This window comes from Methylophaga sp. UBA2689 (assembly GCA_002354555.1).
In the GTDB taxonomy this organism is placed as follows: domain Bacteria; phylum Pseudomonadota; class Gammaproteobacteria; order Nitrosococcales; family Methylophagaceae; genus Methylophaga.
This window is the reverse complement of sequence record DELT01000094.1, coordinates 88,348-107,361: the sequence shown is the minus strand read 5'-3', so window position 1 is coordinate 107,361 and position 19,014 is coordinate 88,348. Positions and strand designations below refer to the sequence as shown.

Below are 19,014 nucleotides of genomic sequence, written 5' to 3'. Positions count from 1 at the left end.
GGGGGTTTGCCTAAATAAATAACTTCACGAGACTCAATATCCTGACCGAACATACTTTCCTTGTTCCACACCATACGTTCGTAAAAACGTGGAAAAGTAGATTCAATATCGGTACCAACAACCACCAGTAAATCCACCCGGTTTCTGACTTCTGTCAGTGTGGTGGTCATATAGCCCGTGTCCTGTAATACCAGAATGTTGCGAAATGCGGCCGGAGAATAATAACTGTCGATGGTAGCGCCACTTTTATCGGCAAGCGCCATTGCTGCACGCGCACCATTCAAGTCTGTTCCCAGACCGGCAATTAATGGTTGTTTGCTGTTAATCAGTAAATCAGCAATATGAGAAACAGCTTGATCCAGCGTGACCTCTTTGCCGTTAATTCGGGGCTGAGTATCGGTGATAGGTGTTTCAAAACCGGGCCGGGTGACAGCATCGCCATTTTCCAGCACTTTAACAGTATTGCCGTTGACCTCTATCGTCAGATCATCGGACGCTATTCCACAAAATGGACTGGCAACTTCATGCCAAACGGTGGCCGTACTGTTTTCTGTCATATCGCTGTCCTCGATAGTTTTCAATTAAATACACTGGGGCCATTATGACCTGCTTCAAGTCCAGCCGGACATTCAGCAGAAAATGTGCATTGCTTTATCCATGCTTTGCCCTTAGCAGGAGTGAATCAATATCATTATCACGTAGCTGCTTCTGTAATGCATCAGCCTTACTTCGCCCTACCACCGGCCCAACCTGCACCCGATGCCAGGTATCGGTATTATCAATTGTGACGGTTTGTACTTTTGATTCAATACCTAAAAAGGCTAATCTGGCCCGGAAACCATCTGCATCTTCAAGTTTTTTGAATGACCCCACCTGAATCATGTAGCTAACGGCATCTGCCGGAGCTTCAGTTGCGGCCTGCTGGGTTTGCTCTGGCGCTGCCGAAACTTCTTCGGGTGGCGAGGAAACGATTGGTTTCTGCGGTTGATTGGCAATCGTTTTGGGCTTTTCTACTACCACCTCGGTTTCGGGTAATAACGTATAAAAATCAAAAGTGGGTTCCACACTCGCTTTCTTTTGCTGTTGCTGAGTGGTTTTTGCCTGTTGTTTATCTGCTGGAACATTTTCTTTCAGGTGCAATAAAAACATCACAAAAGCACCCACGGCAAAACTGATTAACATTGGTCCCCAAGGCATGCTTCCACCTTGTTTTGAAGACTGTTTACGCGTATTTCTTCTGGTTGCCACAAAAACCTCTTACATTGATTGTGGCGCTGAAACGCCCATTAACCCAAGACCATTGGCAATAACCTGCCTGACCGCGGTGATCAGCGTCAGTCGTGCCTGACTTAAATCAATATTATCTGTCATAAACTGGTGAGCGTTGTAGTAGGTGTGAAAATCACGTGCCAAATCCATTAGGAAATGCGCCAGTAAATGGGGGGTATGTGTTATAGCTGCCAGTTCCACCACTTCGGGATAACGTGACAACATAGTAAACAAAGCCTGTTCATGATCCTCGGTCAATAAAGACAGGTTGCCTATTCCTGTCTGCTCATCCCAGTTCATCTGTCTTTCTGCCAGTTGGCGGAAAACACTGCAGACACGTGCGTGTGCATATTGAACGTAATATACCGGATTATCATTACTTTGTGATTTTGCCAGTTCAAGATCAAAATCCATATGCTGGTCAGCACCACGCATCACATAAAAGAAACGGGCAGCGTCTTTACCGACCTCGTCACGCAGTTCGCGTAATGTGACAAACTCTCCGCTACGAGTCGACATACCGACTTTTTCTTTACCACGATACAACACAGCAAACTGCACCAGTAAAACTTTCAGCTTGCTGACATCCTGATTCAGCGCCTCCATAGAGGCTTTCACCCGTGTTATATAACCGTGATGATCGGCGCCCCAGATATCAATAATCTGATCAAAGCCACGATTGAATTTATTCAGGTGATAAGCGACATCAGAAGCGAAATAGGTTGCCTGACCATTGTCACGAACCACCACCCGGTCTTTTTCATCGCCAAAATCAGTGGATTTAAACCACCAGGCACCATCCTGCTGATAAAGCATATTGGCGGCTTTCAGTTGTTCAACAGCTTCATCAACCACACCGGATTCCACCAGTGAACGCTCAGAAAACCATTCATCGTATTCGGCACCAAACCCAGCCAAGTCATTACGAATATCATCCAGAATGGCATTGAGGCCCAAATCAAACAGCTGACGATACACATCTGCCCCAAGAAGATTTTTGGCCTGTTGTGTCAGCCCATCTATATGCAGCTCTTTATCACCACCTTGAGGTTCATCCGCCGGAACACCATCAAAAACCAGAGATGCTTTATGAAACAATGCATTTCCATGCTGTTGTTTTAAGGTTTCAGCAATGTCTAAGACATATTCCCCGCGATATCCGTTACTTGGAAAAGTAAACTGTTCGCCACATTTTTCCAGGTATCTCAGCCAGACACTGGTGGCCAGAATATCCATCTGACGGCCAGCATCATTTACGTAATATTCACGGTGAACATCAAATCCTACGGCTTTTAACAAGCTGCTGACGACTGAACCATATGCCGCGCCACGACCATGGCCTACATGCAGTGGTCCGGTTGGATTGGCCGAAACAAACTCCACCTGAACTTTCTGACCATTGCCGTAATTGCTCAGACCAAATTGGCCGGCTTTTTTCAGGACATCTGCCACCACCTGTTGCCTTGAGCTAGCGGATAAGCTGAAATTAATAAATCCTGGACCGGCAATTTCTACTTTCTCAATCATTTCATGCTGGGGAAGCGCATCAACAATCAATGTCGCTATTTGCCGAGGATTCATTTTGGCGGGTTTGGCTAATACCATCGCAATATTACTGGCGAAATCACCATGACTACGATCTTTGGTTCGCTCCAGCTGAACATCAGCGGATGAAACATCTGCTGGAAGGCTTTGTTGGGTAATCAACGAAGCTAAAGCACTTTCAATAAGTTCTTTTAATTGGTCTTTCAAGGTAATGAAGTCCGGATAACAGAATTGTGATGGCGCATTTTAACCGATCAGACTAGCGGATGACATCATCCAGCCGATTAGATTAATTCAGTAGGATCGATGTCAATCGACCAACGACCTTTTCGCGCCAGTTTAAGCTTGCTGACAGCTTCGATATGTTGGTCGATTAATTGGTGCAACGATGCACGATCTGCGGATCGCATCAGCAATTGTGCCCGATATCGACCGGCACGTTTTTCCATTAAAGCTGGAACCGGTCCTAAAATCATGACCCCTGATGCGGTTTGCTGCAATAATTCGGCAACCTGTTGTAATAATTGCATAGCTAAATCGGCTTCTTTTGCCTCAGCGCGCCAGACTGCCCAGAAACCATGAGGGGGCAGCTCCATTTGAATTCGTTCTGCTAATAAATTTTCAGCGATAGCTTCATAACCATCCTGTAGTAATTTTTTCCAGAAAGGGTGCTCCGGTTGTTCGCTTTGTATCAAGACTTCCCCTGACTTTTTGCCACGTCCAGCCCGACCAGTAACCTGAGTAATTAACTGTGCCAGCCCTTCAGTTGCTCGGAAATCAGCACTGAATAAGGCCTGATCAGCATCCACAACACCGACCAGCGTCACATCATGAAAATCATGTCCTTTAGCCAGCATCTGCGTACCCACCAGAATAGCCGCCTGCCCCTGATTAATCTGTTTGACCATATTGGCAAAGGCATTGACCCGTTGGGTACTATCCCGATCAATCCGTAAAACCGGTACATCGTTAAAAATTGCTGTCAGAGCCTGCTCAATTTTCTCTGTTCCGACGCCATAACTTTTAAGTTCGGAATGACCACATTCAGGACATTTTTTCGGTAGTGTCTGGATCAAACCACAATGATGACAAAACAAACGGTTTTGATGTTGATGAACCACCATTTTGGCATCACAACTTCGGCAATTCGCCTGCCAGTTACATTCATGACACATCAAAACCGGTGCGAATCCACGACGATTTATAAATAATAGAACCTGATGATTTTGCTGCAGATGTTTTTCAATAGAATTAATTAACACTGAACTTAAACCATTGTTATCTGCTGTTTTATTGGCAGCAATAAGCTTAATGTTGGGCAGTGTCGCTCCACCAGCACGTTTTGTTAACCTAAGTAACTGATAACGTTTCAGTTTTACTTGGTAAAGGGTTTCCAGAGAAGGCGTTGCACTGCCCAGCACAATGGGAATATTCAGTGTTTTAGCTCGCATCAATGCCACATTTCGGGCGTGATAACGCAGTCCATCCTGTTGTTTGTAGGAACTGTCATGTTCTTCATCGATGATTATCAGTCCCGGATTGAGCATGGGAGTAAAAACTGCAGAGCGGGTACCGATAATAATGTCGGCTTTACCCGATCTGGCCAATAACCAGGCCTGTTTACGATCAGCATCTGAGACCGATGAGTTTATAACAACGATGTTGGTCGCAAGGGAATGACGGAAACGCTCAACAAACTGTGTGGTTAATCCAATCTCTGGAATTAACACTAAAACCTGTTGCTGGTTTTCGACAAACTCACGACATATTTCAATATAAACCTCTGTTTTGCCACTCCCGGTGATACCTTGCAATAAAAAAGATGAAAATTGCTCTTTTTCAGCAATAACCTGTTCAACAGACTGTTTTTGTTCGTTATTTAATGAAACAGCTAGTTGTAGCTCAAGGCAGGGGACCGGTAATGCAACGTGTTGTCTGGCAGTAATTACGTTTTGTTGTGCCAGAGCAGACAAACTGCTTTTTACATTGCCTAACTGAACCCGTAATGCTTTTTCACTGAGTCCTTCCGGATAGTCCTCCAGTAAATCCAGGATCTGCTGCTGTTTTTTACCCGGTTTACTGTCCGGTATCTGTTGCAAGGCCCAATAGGTTTCGGTTTGCATTTCATCGCTATCACCAAGACGGAGTTTCTTGGGTAATGCTGCCTGAAAGCATTCGCCAATAGGATGATGATAATAACGACTTACCCACTGTACCAGTTCCATGATTTCAACGGGTAAAAAACTTTGTTTATCAATTTGCTGTTCGATTTTTTTGAGTTTACCGGTAGAAATCTCGCTGACAGGTTTGATGGCAATTACGATCCCTATCAGCTGTCTGCTGCCAAATGGAATGACAGCACGCATACCGGGTTGCCAGTGTTCAACTGGTTCATCACTCAGATAATCAAATGTCTGACGCAAGGGGCAAGCTAAGGCAATTTCGACGATGCAACTCATTAAACAATACTACTTAAATAAAAGAGATCTTTTAATGATGTTAATGCTTTAGTCCTGTGGATAGCTGTATTAATCCTGAAAAGCCTTTTTATTCATTACGTTAAAGAATGATCTAATTGTGTATAAGTTTATCGTTGCGGGATCGATCTCTTGTGGATAACTTAACGACTTATCCACAGGTGATTTTATCCACAGCTTATGCCTTGTTTTATAAGCAAAGCATACCGTAGTTGTTAAGCATGTTTTATAGCATGATCGAGTTGACTGTTATTAAAAAACAGACTGGCTTTTACGGCCTGCTGACAAATTCTTCGCAGTTGAGATATGGCTTGTAATTCTTTTTCCATGCGGGCGATTGATATTCTTCCCTCAGCACCTCGACGCAATAACAATGACTTTAATGAAAGGTAGGTTTTTTCCAGGCTGTCGAGCTGATTTTTTAAGGATGGATTGGACTTATCTAATGCAGAAACATCAATCAGCAGTAAACAATCCACATTAAAATTGGTGAGCTGTTGCTGCAGTTGGGCCTCAATCGGATGACTTGATAAAGCACGGTTTTCAGCAATAGCAACGGTTAAGGCAGAAATTGCATCACAGTATTGCGAAACACGTAATAAATCAGCCGTTTTTTCAGAAATCTGTTCATTAATGTGTTGTTGGTAGAGTTTGTGACTGAAGTTGCCAATTTTTAAAATATTTTGCTCAGTAAAGGCATGTTGCTGTTTTAACCAACTAATTGAACGGTTTTTATGGATACAATGAGTCACCATCTTTAAAACATGTTTATTCAATCGGATTAATTCAAGTCGAATGGAGGTGATTGCCAGATTGGGAATCTTTAATGTGATGTTATCAAGATATTTCGTTTCTGCAATATTTTCATCTGTTGCTGAAAACTTCGTTTTCAACCAGTTTTCCAGGGGATCGGCCAGCTTCCAGATAAGTGCTACACCTAATAAGTTAAATACGGTGTGGAATAAAACCAATGTGGTAGTAAATTGCACATCCTCAACCACTAATTGCTGAAACCAATGGATAATCCAGATTAACGGCACCAGCAAAATAAGACTGACGATAGCTGTTAGCAGATTAAAAAGAACATGACTGGCGACAATACGTTTAGCGACCGGCTGACTGCCGATAACGGCGAATATAGCTGTCGTAGTTGACCCTAGATTACTGCCAATCACAATTGCAGCGGCAGGTAATAAATCGATGATTCCGCCAGCGAGCGAAGTCAATGCAAGAGTTAAAGTAAGGCTGGAAGATTGCAGTAAAGTGGTCAGAATTAAACCCGCCAACGCAAACATCACAATATCAATGGCCAATAATCCGCTGGAGAAATGCAGATCAAATAAACTGTCAGCTCCTGAGAAGGTTGTTTTTAAGGCCGCTATACCCATAAACAGCAGGCCAAAACCGGTTAGTGCCAATCCGATATTCGCATAGGCTCGATTACTGTTTAATAAGCGCATCGCCATGCCTATTCCAATTAGCGGTAAGGCAAAATGTTCAATATTCAGGTTGAAACCGATCAGCACAACCAGCCATCCGGTGACCGTCGTACCAACATTGCTGCCAAATACAATCCACATAGCTCTACGCAGGCTGAGAATACCGGCATTGGCAAACCCAATCGTGGCCAAAGTAACTGCACCTGAATGTTGAATAATCGCGGTGAGCAGAAAACCCGCACTTAAGCCACGCAGAAGGCTGTTAGTCCAGTTTTTAAGGATTTGATTGAGCCTTTCCCCGGCAATTTGTTTAAGGCCGTCAGACATCAACCACATCCCCAGCATAAACAAACCCAAGCCACCTATCAGCGATCCCAACATATTCAACATCATTTACCCGATTTATTGATTTTCATAGTTGAATTGATAATACCGGATAAAAAATCAGCAATGCTATGCTATGCCAAAGTTATTGAATGAGGTGACCGATGAGAACGGCGTTTGTAGTAGCAATGGATGAAAATGGATTAATTGGGCGGGATAACGATCTCCCCTGGCGACTCTCTGCTGATCTGCAATACTTTCGCCGAATCACCATGGGGAAACCCATTTTAATGGGACGCCATACTCATGAATCTATTGGCCGTCCTCTTCCAGGACGGCAAAATATCGTGGTGAGTTCTCTGTCAGAATATCAGGCGCCAGGCTGTGATGTTGTTCACTCCATCGAGGATGGGTTAAACGCAGCTGGGGATGCTGAAGAATTGATGGTCATAGGCGGTTCATCGCTGTTTAAGCAAATGTTTGGTAACGCCGATATGCTCTACCTGACTCGTGTACATGCTGAACTTGATGGGGATACCTGGTTTCCCGATTGGGACGAAAGCCAATGGCAATTACTCAGCCAGGAATCCCATCCGGCCGATGAGAAAAATGACTATGCCTACAGCTTTGAGGTTTATCAGCGGGTTTAGTTTGGTGGTGACATCAGCTGTAAAGCGGTATGTAAATGTTCAGAGGCTTCATGGCCGAGATCGGTCAGATAACCGCCATCAGGCTGGCTGATCAGGCCGTTATCAAATAATTTCTGTGCTGCTTCCACCAGACCTTCGCGAGCGGTTGAATGGTGAATTTTAATTCCTTGCAAAGTATTACTGGGATCAAATTGTAATAACACTTCGAGTTGATCAATTTTTTGCTGTTGCATATCCGGCTCCGTTACCTGTTTATCTTCAGTCTACGCCTAAATTACCGACGGGGGGATGATTTAATAAATTAAAAAATGGTTCTGCCGGAACAGGTTTACTGAACAAATAACCTTGCATGAAATCACAGCCTTTATTATTCAAGACCCTAAGATGTTCAAGTGTTTCAACCCCTTCTGCCAAGGTTTTGAGACCCAGTGAACGAGCCAGTGTAATAACAGCATCGACGATTGCTTCATCATCTTCATCGGTCAACATGTCAAACACAAAGCTTTGATCAATCTTTAGTTTATTAATGGGGAATTTTTTCAAATAATTTAACGATGAGTACCCGGTTCCAAAATCATCCAGAGACAATCTTATACCGGCATCTGCCAGTGATTTTAATTGTTTGATGGTCAGATCTATATTGATCATGGCCACCGATTCGGTGATTTCCAGCTCCAGATTATCTGCTGGTAACTGATGCTCATGGAGGATGGTATTAATCATAGTGACCAGTAAGGGGTTATTGAATTGCACTGCAGAAAGATTGATAGCTATTAATAAATCTCTATGTCCGGCATCAACCCATTGTTTGCACTGAGCTATCGCGGTGTGCAATATCCATTGGCCTATCGGATTAATCATCCCGGTTTCTTCCGCAATCGGGATGAATTCCAATGGCGAGATACTCCCAAGTTCAGGGTGATTCCAGCGAATCAATGCCTCAGCACCTGTGATTTTATTCAGTTTTATATCAACCAGGGGTTGATAGACCAGAGAGAGCTCATTGCGAGCCAGGGCAAAGCGCAAGGCATGTTCCAGTTCCAGTTTATGGACAATTTGTGAGTGCATTTCTGCAGTAAAAAACTGATATTGATTTCGACCGGCCTGTTTTGCCCGATACATTGCTGTATCAGCATGCTTATTAAGACTTTCCGCATCCTCACCATTATCAGGGTAAATACTGATACCAATTGAAACGGTGACAAATAACTGATTTCCATCAATTTCAAAAGGTGTAGTGATATTTTCGACCAGTTTCTGAGCAACATGGCCAGCGCCGTCAGCATCGGTATCCGGTAATAAAATTATAAATTCGTCACCACCGGTCCGACATACGGTATCTTCCTCACGCATTTGCTGACTCAACCTTTCCGCGACCTTAATAAGTAATTGATCCCCTATGGCATGGCCGAGACTGTCATTGATAAATTTAAAGCGATCCAGATCCAGATAGAGTAAAGCCAGTTTTTGTCGATGCCGTTCAGCAGATATCAGTGCCTGTCCCACACGATCTTTAAGTAATGCCCGGTTCGGCAGACTGGTCAGAACATCGTGATGTGCCAGAAAGTTAATTTTTTGTTCGGCTTCACGATATTTACTGATATCAGACATGATGGCGACATAGTTTTGCAGTTGCTGCTGGGCGTTTTCAACACGGCTGATCGATAACCATTGTGGATAGGTTTTACCATTTTTCCGGCGATTCTGTACCTCACCTGACCAGAATCCCTGCTGCTCAAGTTGTGCCCACATTTGTTCATAAAAATATTGATCATGTTCCCCAGAACTAAGAATCGAAGGGTTTTTTCCGGCTACATCATCGAGGGCGTAGCCGGTCATGATTGTAAAGGCAGGATTAACGGTAATAATGAGATTATTTTCATTGGTGATAATAATGCCTTCATTACTATTTTCGAATACCAGACTGGCCAGGCGTAACTCCTTGTCCGCTTCATATTGCCGACTGATATCGCGACTGATGCCCAGTACACCTATCGTTTTGCCGGTTGCATTTTTGAGAGGGGTTTTCAGGGTTTCAAATAATACTTTTTGTCCCTCTGCTCCGTATACAGCTTCTTCATAAAACTGACTGGTGTTATGTTGCAACGTCAGTTGATCGCTGTGCCGGTAATTGCGAGCTTCTTTTTCCGGATAAAAATCGAAATCTGTTTTTCCAATAATGTCTGCTTCTGTCGTGGCCAAAAATTCCATTACGGCCTTATTACAGCGTATATATTTTCCTTGATCATCCTTACAGAAAATCAAATCGGGCGATGAGTCGATAATACTTCGTAATAATGAACGTTCCTGAGAGAGGATCTTTTCCACCTGTTTTTGTTCAGATATATCCTCAATAATGGCGATAAACACCTCTCTCTCGCCATAGATTGCTGTCTGCAAATCAACATGAACGGCATATTGACTGCCATCCTTACGACGGTGATTGGTTTCAAAGATTAATCTTGGCGTTTCACCGCTGCATAATGGCGCGATCAATGCTTTTAACGTCGAGAAGTTATAGTCGGTTTTAATATCCAGCGGCGTCAGGGTCTGCATTTCTTCAAGGCTATAACCCAGATTGATAAGAGCACCGTGATTTACATGAATAAACTGGAAGGTTTCGGCATCAAACACGTAAATTTCGTTAAGGGATTGCTCGAGGATTTCACCAAATAATGCATTCTGCTCGGCAGTATGTTTTTGTTCGCTGATATCCAGTACAACGCCGACAATTTGCAATTTATGTGTGTGGTCATTTTTTACCACGGACAGGTGATCTTCAACAGTAATGTAATGACCATCACGGTGACGAAAACGAAATTGATTGCTCACAGGTTTATCCGACTGTAAGACAGTCAACAATGTCTGTTTAACCTTATTGATATCAGCTGGATGAACAGATTGTTGCCAGACTTCTGGCTGACCTAACCAGTATTCGGCAGGATGTCCAGAGTAATGGATAACGGATTCGCTCACATAGCTCAGACGAAATTCAGTAGTAGTATCTTGCTTTATGTCCAGAATATAAGTGACACAGGGGCTAATAGTGAGCAGATTTTTCAGAAAATCGACAGACTGGCGTAGCTCTTGACGTAAGCGATACTGGTTACTTACGTTAGTAAAGACCAGAATTACTCCAAGTATTTCAGTTCCGCGGTCATGATCCAACCGAATCGGCGCTGCACTGTCGGATATGTGGTAGCTCACGCCATTTCTGGCCTTTAAAACGGTATGATTGGATAATTCAACCACTTCACCATTTTGTATGACCAGATCTACCGGATTAGTTAGCTTCTCTCCTGTATCAGCTTGATATATGTCAAAAACGTTGAGTAACGGTAGTCCAATGGCATCTTCTTCGGGCCAGGCAGTTAATTCGCTGGCAACTCGATTCATACGGGTGATATTACCTGCAGCATCAGTAACGATAACGGCATCACCAATTGATTCCAGAGTGATTCGTAAACGTTGCTCATTTTCAGTCAGAATGCTGATATGAGACTGCAGCTGTCTGGCAGCATCCACCAATGTCTGCCCCACTTGTGCTTGCTCAGTATCGCCTTTAAGTGGATTGATTAACTCGAATTGTTGATTCTGGATCTGTTCGGTCAGGTGTTGAAGCGCATTTAATGGCCTTATAACCAATTTACGAATCAGAAAAATCAGCAGAATATTGGCTATCGTTATCAACAAAAGCAAAGGCGCTATTGCATTGAGGATCTCCGTTTTAGCGGTTTCTAATTTTTTCTTAATGGAGTTCTGCAGCACCAAAACCTTTTGTTGATCCGCTTCAAGTAAAGGTAAAAAAAAGGTCAGTAAATCCTCATTTTCATTACTGCTTTCAATATATCTCTTTTGTGAACGAGCAAGTTTTACATAATGCAACAGTTCAGCATCGAGCACCTTCTCGGCGGGTTGGTCTTGCCAGATAAAATAAGAGGACGATTCAATTACATTATCAGCGTCAATCAATATTGCCAGTTGTGCATCCGCCCGTAATGAAAACCTGGCAACGCTACTTCGTGCATGCAGGGAGTCATTATTTGCAAGGGCATATTCAAGACTATGCCCGAGTTGTAATGCTGTTTCCTGGAGTTGAATCCTGGAAACTTCTTTTATATCTAAAAGCCGATGCCGATATTCATTGACAGAATAAAACACCAAAATAAAAAGGAACAACAGGGTGACGGCCACTGGCAGCCATAATGTCAGGCGATAGGTTTGAATTGGATACATCTATAAATCCATTTTTTCATCAACCAGGAGTTGTTGGCTATCAAGTTCTTTTTCCAACAATCCAGCGTCCATCATCATCTTTGCAACAGACTCAATAATAATTTTTAGCTGTTGATTAAAAATATATTGCTGACGTTCCCTTTCAGGCAAAATCAGTTTCTGGTAAAGAAGCTCAAGTTCTTCAGTTGAAATTTCTAAACGGGGTGCGATTCTGATTAAGGCATCCTGTGGATTTTCCGTCAGGTAATTCCGAGCTTTCCAATAGCCTTCCAGTAGTTGTTGAATGCTTTTTTGCTGTAACTTCAAAGCACTATCGCGCGTTACCAATACATCCACGATTGGCGCTGGCAATTGTCGACTGTCAAACAGATTAATATAACCTTGTTGCTGAAGTTTATAAGCAACAGGATCAAAGCTGATAACCGCATCAACACGTTGATTTTTTAGCAAAAAAGAATGCTGATTCACCGTGGTGGGTACGATGCTGATGTCACTGCTATCAAGCTCTGCCGCCTTTAAAACCTGCGCTAGCATGTAAACGCCAACGCCGCTTTTTTCTACGCCAACGCGTTTACCTTTTAGCGCTTTGAGTGAAGTGATGGTGGGATCAACCATCAGTTTGTCTGCCCCGTTGGAGATATTGAAGATCAGGATTATTTTGATATCAGACTGGGTTTCAGCTAACTGAAGTGCACTGTCAAGCGTGGCAGTTACCATATCCAGCTGACCCTGGCGAAAGGCATGTATTACCTCGGTATTGGTAGCTAATTCTTTAAGTTGAATTTGTGCATTATCGTAATATTGCAGATCACGTGCTAAATAAAGTAATTCGTAACCCGCCCATGGAATAGTACCCACTCGCAATGGTTTTTCTGTCTGCGAATTACAGGCTGTCAGGCTGGCAAAAATGACCAGTAAATACAAAATCCGTTTACCCGGGCGCATCATCTACTCTCACTCGATTGGGTAAACTCAACGATAGCATAAAAACAACACTAAAATAGTATTTGCTAATATTGCATGAAATTGAGAGAAAACCCATGGTTTTTCAGATACATGCGTTTACAATATTGTGATGATAAGAGTAAGCTGTATTTGTTGATTTAATCAGGAGCAGAAAAATGGAAATTCCAGGCATTGCCCCTTTCAGTGGTCAGCCTACATTGACCAATCCCCTATCCTCTGAAAATCAGTTGGTAGGACGTCAGACACCTGTTCAGCAGAATAGTGAAACGGCATCGACAACGGTTGCTCAAGAGCAGGCACCAACCAGTTTACAAACCACGGAAGTGGTAAATGAAGCAACCCAAAATGAATCAGCTGGTTTTGATCCGGAAAACCCAGGCGGAACCATAGATATTACTGTTTAAGGCACTACAAAGATGGCTGAACCAAAAATCACACAAGATCCGCTTTACCAACTGTTACGTGATGGAAAAGTTGAAGAATTTAATCATCGCATTGCCAAGGGCGAAACCGTTGATTTAACCAGCTGTGATTTTCGGCATCTCAATCTGCAGGGATTAATTGCCAGCGGTCTGGATTTCAGTAACAGTTATTTTCGTCAAGCGGATTTACGCGGGATTGATTTCAGTCAAAGCATCAGTCTGCGCGGTGCCAGTATCCATGGAGCGAAAATTTCCGGCGTTTATTTCCCTGCCTCGCTAACAGCAGAAGAAATTAATCTTTCGCTGCAACATGGCACCCGGATGCGTTATAAAGACTAAAGTCTGTTGATCTCTCAGTCACAACCTGAGGGTTGTAACTATTTTTGTTTTGCGTCCGACTACGTTGTTAATCAATTAAGAATGCCAGAGCGCGCTTTACCTCTAGCTGGAAACAACAATAGCCTCCAGCCGTTTTCGCTTTGACAGATCCATAGACTCTAAGATAGCTCTTCTTCTTCAGTGGAATCTTTTGCGCTGGGAAGTAATCTTGATACCTGCAGTCCCAATTCAAATAATAACCAGACAGGCACGGCCAGAAGTGTCTGAGAAATGACATCGGGTGGCGTCAGTAACATACCTATGACAAATGCTCCAACGATCACATAAGGTCTTTTTTCAATAAGACTTTGTCGTGTGGAAACACCGCTCCAAATCAACAGTAACGTCGCGATTGGCACTTCGAATGCCAACCCGAAAGCAAAAAACAATTTCAGTACAAAATCCAGATAGCTGCTGATATCGGTCATTACTGCCACACCTTCCGGCGCCGCTTGCGTCAAAAACCCAAACACCAGTGGGAAAACAACGTAATAGGCGAATAAAATGCCGAGAATAAACAGTACCGTACTGGCAAACATTAACGGAAAGACAATACGTCTTTCATGTTTATAGAGGCCGGGAGCAATAAACGCCCACAATTGGTAGAGCAAGACGGGCATCGCCAGCATAATGGCGGCTGTCAGGGTCAGCTTAAAAGGCGTCAGGAATGGCGAAGCCACTTCGGTGGCAATCATCGAACTGGTCTCGGGTAAATGCTCCAGCAATGGGGCTGATAAAATCAGATAAAGCTCATTGGCGAAAGGTAACAGGCACACGGCAATGATTAACACCGCCAGAATACCTCTCAATAATCTATCCCGAAGTTCAACCAGATGGGAAATCAGTGGTTGTTGTTCACTATTTTCCATCTTCAGCCTGCTTTTTATCTGCGTCAGAATCATTATCAGTTTTAGCTGAAGGATTCTGTTTAGGTTTTACCGGTTCATCGATATCAATAATTTCATTAAGATCGGGTAAATCATCCGGTTTTTTGAATGCTTGTTTGATTTCCTCTGCCCGAAGTTCTTTTGCAATGTCGTTTTTGACCGCCTGAAGCGAGGCATTGGCACGGCCAATCCATAAGCCGCAGACGCGAACAACCTTAGGTAGCTTTTCCGGCCCGACAACAATCAAAGCCACTACGGCAATTAACAATAACTCCCAAAAACCTACATCAAACACGGCGATTAACGTTTAGTTGAGTCGTGTTCTTCGTGCTGCTGTTTTTGTTGGCTTTCACTGTCATCGTCATGTTTAAGGTTGCTGGCATCATTTTTTTGTTCCTCTTCGCCGTCACGGACTGAGGATTTGAAGCTGCGAATGGCGCTGCCTAAATCACCGCCAAGAGAACGGAGCTTTTTAGTGCCGAAAAGCAAAATGACGATGACCAAGACGATCAATAATTGCCATACACTGATTCCGCCAAATCCCATGGTGCACTCCTAATGAAAGCCAGGCAGATCTTTGCCGCCTAACAAATGAATATGTAAATGATCGACTTCCTGACCACCACCGGGTCCGGTATTTATAATCGTACGAAAACCCGTCGTTAGGCCTTGAGATTGAGCCAGTTCAGGAAGTTTAAGAAACATATGGGCAATTAATTCCTGATGACTCTGATCCAGATGATCCAGCCTGGCAATATGTTGTTTTGGAATCACTAACAGGTGCACGGTGGCTTTGGGGTTAATATCGTTGAATACATAGATCAAATCATCTTCATAAACTTTCGCGGATGGAATCTCACCGGCAATAATTTTGCAGAAAATACAATCAGTCATTTTTTGCTCCTGCTGGCTTTTTCTTCGAGGCCTGATAAGCCAAACCGACGATCAAGCTCATGTAAAACGGCTTCAACATCAATATCATTATGCGCCAGTAACACCATTGAATGAAACCAAAGATCAGCTGTTTCATAGACGATTTGATCTTTATCGCCAGCTTTTCCGGCGATAACAGTTTCAGTGGCTTCTTCGCCCAGTTTTTTCAGAATTTTATCCGTACCGGCGGCATAGAGGCTGGCAACATATGAGCTATCGGCATCGGCTTTTTTTCGATCACTGAGTACCGACATCAATTTTTTCAGGGTATCACTCATTGATATATCTCATCGGGGTTTTTTAGCACAGGCTCAGTGGTTTGCCACTCACCGTTTTGCAGTTCCATGAAAAAACAATGATGCCGTCCAGTATGACAGGCGATGCCACCTATCTGTTCAACTTCAAGCAAAATAGCATCCTGATCACAATCAATACGTATTGATTTAATGATTTGCTGATGACCAGACTGTTCGCCTTTATGCCATAGTTTTTGCCGGGAGCGTGACCAGTAAACCGCGTGACCGGTTTCAGCAGTTAGTCGTAACGACTCACGGTTCATCCAGGCTAAAGTAAGTACTTGCTTAGTTGAAAACTCTTGTGTGATAACGGGAAGCAATCCATCGTTTCCCCAATTGACCTGTTCCAGCCATGCCGTCATAAACGTACCTCAATACCTTGTTCTGCCATTTGCTGCTTGGCTTCACCCACAGTATGTTCACCGAAATGGAAGATGCTGGCGGCCAGTACCGCATCGGCATGACCTAATTTGATACCATCTGTCAGATCCTGCAGTTTACCCACACCACCTGAGGCAATCACTGGTACTACAACTGCATCACTGACGGCCCGGGTTAGCTCTAAATCAAAACCGGATTTGGTGCCATCACGATCCATACTGGTCAGTAAAATTTCGCCAGCGCCAAGCTCAACCATTTTTTTGGCCCACTCTACTGCATCAATGCCGGTTGGCTGGCGACCACCATGGGTAAAAATTTCCCATTTTGGTGTTTGACCGTCTGCAGAAACACGCTTAGCATCAATAGCGACCACGATACATTGTGAACCGAATTTTTCAGCGGCTTCACGAACAAAGTCAGGGTTTTTAACGGCTGCAGAGTTAATACCAACTTTATCTGCACCGGCATTCAGCATGCGACGAATATCTGCTACAGTTCGAATTCCGCCACCAACAGTCAGAGGAATAAACACCTGACTGGCAACGGCTTTGACAACATCTTCCATCGTGTCACGGTTGTCATGTGTGGCAGTGATATCCAGAAAAGTCAGCTCATCTGCGCCCTGTTCATCGTAACGTTTGGCAATTTCAACCGGATCGCCAGCATCACGTATATCGACAAACTGCACACCTTTTACGACACGACCGGCATCAACATCAAGGCAGGGAATTATACGTTTTGCCAGTGCCATATCAGAATTGTAATGGTGGATTTAAGCGATCAGCCAGCGATTGACCTTCAGCCAAATCAATGGTGCCTTCATAGATGGCTCGGCCGATTATGGCCCCCATAACACCTTCTGATTCGTAGTGGCAAAGGGCTTTGATATCATCATAGTTGGTGACACCGCCCGAGGCAATTACCGGAATATTAATGGCTCGAGCAAGGTCACGAGTGGATTCAAGGTTAACCCCCTGCATCATGCCGTCTCGGCTGATATCAGTGTAAATAATGGCTTCAACGCCATCCTGTTCGAACTGTTGGGCAATATCAATAACATCGTGATTGGATAACTTGGACCAGCCGTCAATGGCAACTTTGCCATCTTTAGCGTCGAGCCCGACAATAATGTGACCTGGAAACTCGGCACAAACGTCGCCAACGAAATGCGGAGCATTAATGGCTTTTGTGCCAATAATGACATAGCGAACACCGGCATCCAGATAGGTTTGGATAGTGTCTTCATCACGAATACCACCGCCAACCTGCACATCAAGGTCAGGAAATGCAGCGCAGATTCGATGAATAACATCAGCGTTAACCGGATTACCCGCAAAAGCACCGTCCAGATCCACCATGTGCAACCGTTTGGCACCGGCTTCAACCCATCTGGTTGCCACCGCCAACGGATCTTCTGAAAATACGGTGTTATCTTCCATGCGTCCCTGACGCAATCGAACGCAGTGACCCTCTTTAAGATCAATGGCAGGGATTAACAACATAACGCTTTCTCCATCAAACAAATGTCAGGACTGACCGTCCCAGTTAATAAAATTTTTCAATAACTGCAAGCCGGCATGCTGGCTTTTTTCGGGGTGAAACTGTACTGCAAAAAGGTTTTCATGTGCCAACGCCGCAGCAAACGGTAAAGCGTAATGACTACGACCAGAGATTTTGGTTTCATCTGCAGGCTGAACATAAAAGCTATGAACAAAATAAAAGCGACTATTCTGAGGTATATCTTGCCATAAGGGGTGGTCGACGGTTTGCTCGACTTGATTCCAACCCATGTGCGGGACTTTCAGGCCCTGCTCAACCGCCTGTTCAAAGTAAAGAACATCACCATCAATAATGTCCAATCCAGCTGAACCCTGGTTTTCCTGACTATGCGTTAATAATGCCTGCATGCCCAGACAAATCCCCAGGAAAGGTTTTTTGCTGGCCATTTCACAGATGAGTTTGTCGAGTTCAAGTTTTTTGAGTTCTGCCATGCAATCACGAATCGCCCCAACTCCAGGGAACACAATGTGATCTGCTGCCCGGATCTCTGAGGGATCAGCGGTAACGAGAATGTTAGTGTGATTATCAGCCACGGCTTCCAATGCTTTGGAGACTGAGCGTAAATTACCCATGCCGTAATCAATAACTGCAACGCAACGCATAAAACAAAGACCTGCTCTAGAAAGTGAGAGTTATAAAATCGTTAGCCGATTATAATGCGCCCTTGGTGGATGGCAATTGCTGTAAGGCTCGTTCATCTAATGTGACAGCCATTCGCAGGGCTCGACCGAACGCTTTAAAAATGGTTTCAGCAATATGATGCGCATTTCGACCTTTAAGATTATCAATATGCAAAGTAATACCTGCATGATTGACTAAACCCTGAAAGAATTCATAAAACAAATCAACATCAAACTCACCGATTTTGTCTCGGGTGAATGTCACGTCGAATTCAAAGCCGGGCCTGCCAGATAAATCCAACACTACACGAGATAAAGCTTCATCCAGAGGGACATAGGAATGACCATAACGGACAACACCTTTTTTATCGCCAAGAGCTTTTTTTAATGCCTGACCAATAGTGATACCGACATCCTCGACAGTATGATGTGCATCAATATGCAGATCGCCTTTGGCATTGATTTGCAGGTCGAATAAACCGTGACGGGCAATCTGTTCCATCATGTGATCTAGGAATGGCACGCCGGTTTGGGATTGAAATTTTCCGCTTCCATCCAGATTGATGGAGACTTCAATTTGAGTTTCGAGCGTGTTACGCGCAACAGTGGCGCTACGAACGGTCATTTGCTT

At 43.9% G+C, this 19,014-nt stretch carries 20 protein-coding genes and 1 pseudogene; 3 read left to right on the top strand and 18 right to left on the bottom strand.

The window, feature by feature from the left end; genetic code table 11:
* From B3M51_RS11640 to B3M51_RS11620, 5 genes and pseudogenes are all read right to left on the bottom strand, one after another.
* Positions 1-557: pseudogene (locus tag B3M51_RS11640) on the bottom strand (formylmethanofuran dehydrogenase subunit B); the annotation flags it as partial.
* A gap of 94 nt (positions 558-651) precedes the next feature.
* Positions 652-1,197 (bottom strand): SPOR domain-containing protein, encoded by a 546-nt coding sequence (locus B3M51_RS11635; RefSeq protein ID WP_292759393.1) that lies wholly within the window; start codon positions 1,195-1,197, stop codon positions 652-654.
* A 60-nt stretch (positions 1,198-1,257) separates the two neighbouring features.
* Complete coding sequence (argS, locus tag B3M51_RS11630) at positions 1,258-3,021, bottom strand: arginine--tRNA ligase (protein WP_292483008.1); 1,764 nt, start codon at positions 3,019-3,021, stop codon at positions 1,258-1,260.
* Positions 3,022-3,098: 77 nt separating this feature from the next.
* Positions 3,099-5,273, bottom strand: a complete 2,175-nt coding sequence (locus B3M51_RS11625) for a primosomal protein N' (RefSeq protein ID WP_292759388.1) — start codon at positions 5,271-5,273, stop codon at positions 3,099-3,101.
* 233 nt (positions 5,274-5,506) lie between these two features.
* Positions 5,507-7,111 carry a Na/Pi cotransporter family protein gene (locus B3M51_RS11620; RefSeq protein WP_292759384.1) on the bottom strand — a complete coding sequence of 535 codons (1,605 nt, stop codon included), beginning with the start codon at positions 7,109-7,111 and terminating at the stop codon, positions 5,507-5,509.
* A gap of 107 nt (positions 7,112-7,218) precedes the next feature.
* Here B3M51_RS11620 and folA point away from each other — a divergent pair, with 107 nt between their 5' ends.
* A complete protein-coding gene (gene folA, locus B3M51_RS11615) occupies positions 7,219-7,704 on the top strand; it encodes a type 3 dihydrofolate reductase (protein ID WP_292759381.1) in 486 nt (161 codons plus the stop codon).
* On the opposite strand, the gene B3M51_RS11610 is transcribed toward folA, so the two are convergent.
* Genes B3M51_RS11610 through B3M51_RS11600 form a run of 3 tightly spaced genes read right to left on the bottom strand, consistent with a single transcriptional unit; the run spans position 7,701 to position 12,888 of the window.
* Positions 7,701-7,937, bottom strand: a complete 237-nt coding sequence (locus B3M51_RS11610; protein WP_292483015.1) for a TIGR02647 family protein — start codon at positions 7,935-7,937, stop codon at positions 7,701-7,703. The two genes, folA and B3M51_RS11610, sit on opposite strands and share 4 nt — an antisense overlap.
* A 25-nt stretch (positions 7,938-7,962) precedes the next feature.
* Positions 7,963-11,940 (bottom strand): EAL domain-containing protein, encoded by a 3,978-nt coding sequence (locus B3M51_RS11605; protein ID WP_292759378.1) that lies wholly within the window; start codon positions 11,938-11,940, stop codon positions 7,963-7,965.
* Complete coding sequence (locus tag B3M51_RS11600) at positions 11,941-12,888, bottom strand: ABC transporter substrate-binding protein (RefSeq protein WP_292759375.1); 948 nt, start codon at positions 12,886-12,888, stop codon at positions 11,941-11,943. It lies immediately after the preceding gene.
* 173 nt (positions 12,889-13,061) lie between these two features.
* Between B3M51_RS11600 and B3M51_RS11595 the strand changes: the two genes are divergently transcribed.
* Together B3M51_RS11595 and B3M51_RS11590 are read left to right on the top strand one after the other, a co-directional pair.
* Positions 13,062-13,310 (top strand): hypothetical protein, encoded by a 249-nt coding sequence (locus B3M51_RS11595; RefSeq protein ID WP_292483021.1) that lies wholly within the window; start codon positions 13,062-13,064, stop codon positions 13,308-13,310.
* A gap of 12 nt (positions 13,311-13,322) precedes the next feature.
* A complete protein-coding gene (locus B3M51_RS11590) occupies positions 13,323-13,667 on the top strand; it encodes a pentapeptide repeat-containing protein (RefSeq protein ID WP_292483023.1) in 345 nt (114 codons plus the stop codon).
* A 158-nt stretch (positions 13,668-13,825) separates the two neighbouring features.
* Here the strand turns inward: B3M51_RS11590 and tatC are convergent, their stop codons facing one another.
* From tatC to hisB, 10 genes are read right to left on the bottom strand one after another with little or no spacing between them, the layout of a single operon-like run.
* Positions 13,826-14,575, bottom strand: coding sequence for a twin-arginine translocase subunit TatC (gene tatC / locus B3M51_RS11585; protein WP_292483025.1), 750 nt, complete (start codon positions 14,573-14,575; stop codon positions 13,826-13,828).
* On the bottom strand, positions 14,565-14,888 hold the full coding sequence (tatB, locus tag B3M51_RS11580) for a Sec-independent protein translocase protein TatB (RefSeq protein WP_292483027.1): 324 nt from the start codon (positions 14,886-14,888) through the stop codon (positions 14,565-14,567). Before tatB ends, tatC begins: the two co-directional genes overlap by 11 nt.
* 5 nt (positions 14,889-14,893) lie before the next feature.
* Complete coding sequence (gene tatA / locus B3M51_RS11575; RefSeq protein ID WP_292483028.1) at positions 14,894-15,139, bottom strand: Sec-independent protein translocase subunit TatA; 246 nt, start codon at positions 15,137-15,139, stop codon at positions 14,894-14,896.
* Between the two features lie 9 nt (positions 15,140-15,148).
* Positions 15,149-15,487, bottom strand: a complete 339-nt coding sequence (locus B3M51_RS11570) for a histidine triad nucleotide-binding protein (protein ID WP_292483030.1) — start codon at positions 15,485-15,487, stop codon at positions 15,149-15,151.
* Entirely contained in the window at positions 15,484-15,804 is a 321-nt protein-coding gene (locus tag B3M51_RS11565; RefSeq protein ID WP_292483033.1) for a phosphoribosyl-ATP diphosphatase, read from the bottom strand. The genes B3M51_RS11570 and B3M51_RS11565 overlap by 4 nt, the downstream gene beginning before the upstream one ends.
* Positions 15,801-16,184 carry a phosphoribosyl-AMP cyclohydrolase gene (hisI, locus tag B3M51_RS11560; RefSeq protein WP_292483035.1) on the bottom strand — a complete coding sequence of 128 codons (384 nt, stop codon included), beginning with the start codon at positions 16,182-16,184 and terminating at the stop codon, positions 15,801-15,803. Before hisI ends, B3M51_RS11565 begins: the two co-directional genes overlap by 4 nt.
* Entirely contained in the window at positions 16,181-16,954 is a 774-nt protein-coding gene (gene hisF, locus B3M51_RS11555; RefSeq protein ID WP_292759368.1) for an imidazole glycerol phosphate synthase subunit HisF, read from the bottom strand. The genes hisI and hisF overlap by 4 nt, the downstream gene beginning before the upstream one ends.
* A 1-nt stretch (position 16,955) precedes the next feature.
* A complete protein-coding gene (gene hisA / locus B3M51_RS11550; protein ID WP_292759365.1) occupies positions 16,956-17,705 on the bottom strand; it encodes a 1-(5-phosphoribosyl)-5-[(5-phosphoribosylamino)methylideneamino]imidazole-4-carboxamide isomerase in 750 nt (249 codons plus the stop codon).
* A 24-nt stretch (positions 17,706-17,729) separates the two neighbouring features.
* Positions 17,730-18,365, bottom strand: coding sequence for an imidazole glycerol phosphate synthase subunit HisH (hisH, locus tag B3M51_RS11545; protein WP_292759362.1), 636 nt, complete (start codon positions 18,363-18,365; stop codon positions 17,730-17,732).
* A gap of 49 nt (positions 18,366-18,414) precedes the next feature.
* Entirely contained in the window at positions 18,415-19,008 is a 594-nt protein-coding gene (hisB, locus tag B3M51_RS11540; protein WP_292759359.1) for an imidazoleglycerol-phosphate dehydratase HisB, read from the bottom strand.
* Positions 19,009-19,014 lie beyond the last annotated feature (6 nt).

Coding starts and splice junctions, on each gene's coding strand:
- hisA (WP_292759365.1), bottom strand. CDS start 17,705: ATGTTGTTAATCCCTGCCATTGATCTTAAAGAGGGTCACTGCGTTCGA.
- B3M51_RS11570 (WP_292483030.1), bottom strand. CDS start 15,487: ATGACTGATTGTATTTTCTGCAAAATTATTGCCGGTGAGATTCCATCC.
- B3M51_RS11610 (WP_292483015.1), bottom strand. CDS start 7,937: ATGCAACAGCAAAAAATTGATCAACTCGAAGTGTTATTACAATTTGAT.
- tatA (WP_292483028.1), bottom strand. CDS start 15,139: ATGGGATTTGGCGGAATCAGTGTATGGCAATTATTGATCGTCTTGGTC.
- B3M51_RS11620 (WP_292759384.1), bottom strand. CDS start 7,111: ATGTTGGGATCGCTGATAGGTGGCTTGGGTTTGTTTATGCTGGGGATG.
- B3M51_RS11600 (WP_292759375.1), bottom strand. CDS start 12,888: ATGATGCGCCCGGGTAAACGGATTTTGTATTTACTGGTCATTTTTGCC.
- B3M51_RS11590 (WP_292483023.1), top strand. CDS start 13,323: ATGGCTGAACCAAAAATCACACAAGATCCGCTTTACCAACTGTTACGT.
- B3M51_RS11595 (WP_292483021.1), top strand. CDS start 13,062: ATGGAAATTCCAGGCATTGCCCCTTTCAGTGGTCAGCCTACATTGACC.
- hisI (WP_292483035.1), bottom strand. CDS start 16,184: ATGACGGCATGGCTGGAACAGGTCAATTGGGGAAACGATGGATTGCTT.
- tatC (WP_292483025.1), bottom strand. CDS start 14,575: ATGGAAAATAGTGAACAACAACCACTGATTTCCCATCTGGTTGAACTT.
- B3M51_RS11565 (WP_292483033.1), bottom strand. CDS start 15,804: ATGAGTGATACCCTGAAAAAATTGATGTCGGTACTCAGTGATCGAAAA.
- B3M51_RS11635 (WP_292759393.1), bottom strand. CDS start 1,197: ATGCCTTGGGGACCAATGTTAATCAGTTTTGCCGTGGGTGCTTTTGTG.
- B3M51_RS11605 (WP_292759378.1), bottom strand. CDS start 11,940: ATGTATCCAATTCAAACCTATCGCCTGACATTATGGCTGCCAGTGGCC.
- hisF (WP_292759368.1), bottom strand. CDS start 16,954: ATGGCACTGGCAAAACGTATAATTCCCTGCCTTGATGTTGATGCCGGT.
- hisB (WP_292759359.1), bottom strand. CDS start 19,008: ATGACCGTTCGTAGCGCCACTGTTGCGCGTAACACGCTCGAAACTCAA.
- folA (WP_292759381.1), top strand. CDS start 7,219: ATGAGAACGGCGTTTGTAGTAGCAATGGATGAAAATGGATTAATTGGG.
- B3M51_RS11625 (WP_292759388.1), bottom strand. CDS start 5,273: ATGAGTTGCATCGTCGAAATTGCCTTAGCTTGCCCCTTGCGTCAGACA.
- hisH (WP_292759362.1), bottom strand. CDS start 18,365: ATGCGTTGCGTTGCAGTTATTGATTACGGCATGGGTAATTTACGCTCA.